At 57.5% G+C, this 3,667-nt stretch carries 4 protein-coding genes; all 4 read left to right on the forward strand.

Annotated elements, in window-relative coordinates; all coding sequences use genetic code 11:
* The coding region (locus tag NKH70_RS35445) for a SpoIIE family protein phosphatase (protein ID WP_353027456.1) at positions 1-1,784 on the forward strand (1,784 nt) is incomplete at its 5' end.
* A gap of 2 nt (positions 1,785-1,786) precedes the next feature.
* Entirely contained in the window at positions 1,787-2,347 is a 561-nt protein-coding gene (locus NKH70_RS35450; RefSeq protein WP_352716648.1) for a slr1658 superfamily regulator, read from the forward strand.
* Positions 2,348-2,365: 18 nt separating this feature from the next.
* Positions 2,366-2,704, forward strand: coding sequence for a slr1659 superfamily regulator (locus NKH70_RS35455; protein ID WP_352912389.1), 339 nt, complete (start codon positions 2,366-2,368; stop codon positions 2,702-2,704).
* A gap of 176 nt (positions 2,705-2,880) precedes the next feature.
* The gene (locus tag NKH70_RS35460; protein WP_352716646.1) at positions 2,881-3,543 is read left to right on the forward strand and encodes an ATP-dependent DNA ligase; all 663 of its coding nucleotides are present in this window, start codon (positions 2,881-2,883) and stop codon (positions 3,541-3,543) included.
* Positions 3,544-3,667 lie beyond the last annotated feature (124 nt).

Raw genomic sequence — 3,667 nt, forward strand, 5'->3', positions numbered from 1 at the left:
TCTTCAGAACGGTACCGTATACGGACCAGGCACAGACCTTCGACCGACTCTATCCAGGCCACAACAAGGCGGAGTTCTGGGAGTTTTTCTTTCCGGGAATCTATGGGTCATGGCAGCAATGGGCCAAGGATCCAGCCTCGCGTCCGGTCCCTGACGATATCACCCAGACAGCGCCTTACACCGATGCGATCACGGGAAAGCTAATCGTCAGCTTTTTCCACCCGCTGTGGACGCGCGATCGCACCGGTATCGCTGGTACAGCGGGAGCAGACATTACTCTCGATCAACTCGCGGAAGTCGTCGAACGTGTGAAGATCGCTGAGACCGGGTTCGGCTTTCTCACAATGTCGACTGGCAACGTGGTGGCGATCAATCCGTCAGGCCAGGCAATCATCGGCCTGACTTCATCGAGCGATGCGGGCACCCAGGGCGTCACCGGCCTGGAGAGGTCCCTGCGGGGAAGTACGCAGCCGGCTATCGCGTCGCTGCCTCTCGACCAGAACAATGACGGTGTCATTCAGCATGTCATGCTCGGCGACAAGGGCGAACGCGTACCCTACATTGTTGTCCTCAAAAGATTGAAGCCGACCAATCTGTGGAGTTCGGGACCGATCAAGTCCGAAATGATGTCGGTCGGGATCGTCGTTCCCGAACGAGAGATCTATGCGTCCCTGTTCGCCGCGCAGAAGAGTATTTCCCGCGCAACCAACCGTATCCTGCTCTTTCAGATCGCCGCGATCGTCGTTTCGCTTCTGATTGTTTTTGCCGCCGTGCTTGGAATTTCGAAGCGGATCACCGCGGGCCTCAGGGCGCTTGCCAGCGCCGCCCAGCGGCTCCAGTCCAAAGACTATTCAGTCCGCGTGAGCATCCCAACGCGCGACGAAGTTGGAGCGGCAGGGATCGCTTTCAACCGCATGGCTGAGCAGATCAGCTTTCACACGGAAAACCTCGAGCAACTCGTCGACGAACGAACCAGGGAACTTGGGGACGCAAATCAGGAGATTTCCGCACTCAATGAAAAGCTGCAGGACGAGAACGTTCGCCTTGGTGCCGAACTCGCGGTCGCCAGACAGATCCAGATGATGGTCCTGCCGAAACAATTCGAACTAGAAGCGATTCCGGGGCTGGAGATCGCAGCCTACATGCGGCCGGCCGACGAGGTCGGCGGCGACTATTACGACGTCCTGCAGAACGGGCCACGGGTCAAGATCGGCATCGGCGACGTGACCGGTCATGGTCTCGAGAGCGGCGTGCTGATGCTGATGGTCCAATCCGTTGCACGTGCGCTGCAGGAGACCAACGAGGGGAACCCGCACCAGTTTCTGGATCGATTGAACAGGGCAATCTACAAGAACATAGAGCGGACGAACACCGGCAAGCATCTCTCGTTGGCCTTTCTTGACTTCGAAGATGAGCGGGTAACGCTATCCGGCCAGCATGAGGACGTTCTTGTCGTGCGTGCGGATGGGGAAGTTGAACGTATCGATACGATTGATCTGGGTTTGCCGGTTGGCTTGGAGAATGACATCTCGAAGTTCATTGCCACGCGTGACATCCTGTTCGGGAGCGGCGACGTGATCGTGCTGCACACAGACGGTGTGACGGAGGCCGAAGACCAAGACAGAGAATTGTTCGGGTTCGAGCGCCTCTGCCAGAGCGCACAAAAACGTCACGGCAGCAGCGCCGAGGACATCAAAACCGGGATCATCGACGATCTGATGGCCCATATCGGGATCCAGAAGATCCACGACGACATCACCCTCGTGATCATAAGGCATAAATAGCCATGCCAACGCTGTTCGGTACCCCTGACATTGCAATCGGGATGAAGGAGAGCGCCAGTCGCGTGCGGCTCTTTGACGGACCTCTCGACTTGAGTTGGCGTCATTGTGCCACGACCGCGGACTTCATCGCCGATCTTTTCGCGTTGCGCTTCCGGTCGTCCCGCAATGACTACATAGAAGTGCGGCACAGTATCGGATATCTGGTCAACGAACTCATCGAAAATGCCGTCAAGTTTCGCGCACCAGGTGAGATCTTGATCGAGGCGTCGATGGATTCGGAGTGCTTCAAGCTCAAAGTGTCGAATGAGGTCGATGGTGAAGATGCCTCTAAGTTCCAAAGTCTCCTGGCGGATCTCACGGTTGGCGACCCCATGGACCTGCTGATACAGCGAATTGAAGAGAATGCCAACAACCCCGACATGGCAGGCTCCGGACTTGGATTGCTGACGTTGATGAGCGACTACGGCGCACGCCTGGCTTGGATATTCAGCGCCGCCGACGAAAGCGATCGGATTTGCGTGGAGACATATGCCTCCATTCCGATCTCGCAAATTCACAACTAGATGAAACGAAGCCAGGCTATGGAAATCAAGACAGACGACTACCGTGTGTGGACTGAAGGAAGCGAAATTTTCTTCGACGGTGCAATGCGACTTGCCAGTTCCGACGCCGGGGCGCCTATCACGGCGTTGGCGACCAGTGTTCTTGCCTCGAATCCCGCTTCCATTACGCTCAATCTGAAGGACCTTCAATTTCTCAACTCTTCCGGCATCAACTTGCTGGCGAAATTTACCATCGAGGTGCGCAAGCATCCCGCTGTTCGACTTGTTGTGCGTGGAACGCCCGACATACCCTGGCAATCGAAATCATTGCCGAATCTGAAGAAGCTGCATCCCGCTGTGGTGCTTTTGATGGACTGACCAAGGTCGTCCGAAATGCCAAACGACCGCGTGGTGCAAGGGCGCTGCGGCGAGCGAGATATGTACGCCAGGATAAGTATCTGGATGCGAAGCTAACGACAATTCGGCTTCGTGGGCAGATGCTCGCAAATGCTTGGCGGGGGCTGGCACAGGCGGCAGGCGTCCAGGTTGGGGGGATGTCGGGCCGCCTGTGCCGATCAGTCGCCGCTGCGCAGTCAAAGGTGACGTCATTGAGTAAGCGTGCCGAGGTCAACGGTGGCCGGCTGGAGTTCATTCCGCCACAGATCCCGACTTGGGTAGAGCAGCCGCCCGAAGACCGGGGATGGGTTCACGAGGTCAATCTTGACGGTTACCGAACCCAGATCATCATCGATAAAGGCGGCGTGCGTCTTTTCAGCAAGAACGGCAGTGACTGGACCACGAAATACTGGCCCATCGCGCTGGCTGTCGAGCTTCCATGCTGGGCTGCCATTATCGACGGCGAGGTCATTGTGCCAGGCGACCAACGCGCTCCCGATTGCCCTGCCCTGGAAGCCGTGATCTGGAACGAACCCAGCCGCCTGGTGTTCGTCGCGTTCGACATCCTCCATCTCGACGGTCGCAATCTAGCCTCTTTGCCCCTGCTGCAGCGCAAGCAGGTGCTGTGGCGACTGGTTGAGCACGGCCTCGGCAAGATCCAGTACAGCGAGCATTTCGAGCGCAGTGCGCTAGCGATCTTCCGGGCCATCGAGAAGACGGGGCTCGAGAGCATCATTTCGAAACGCGCCGACAGCCGCTACAGGAGCGGATCGTCGAACACATGGCTGAAGGCCAAATATTTCGAAGAAGCCGATTTCTGAGCGTCGACGACCGCCTTTGGCGCAATCGCGGGCTCGGCGATGTCTTCTGTGGATGGCTCCCGCGATGCAAGAGGTAATTCGACATTATGGCGCGTTGGTCGGGTGCAGTCTTCTGTCCGGCCTG

Origin of the sequence: Mesorhizobium sp. M0991 (assembly GCF_040318915.1) — a bacterium.
In the GTDB taxonomy this organism is placed as follows: Bacteria; Pseudomonadota; Alphaproteobacteria; order Rhizobiales; family Rhizobiaceae; genus Mesorhizobium.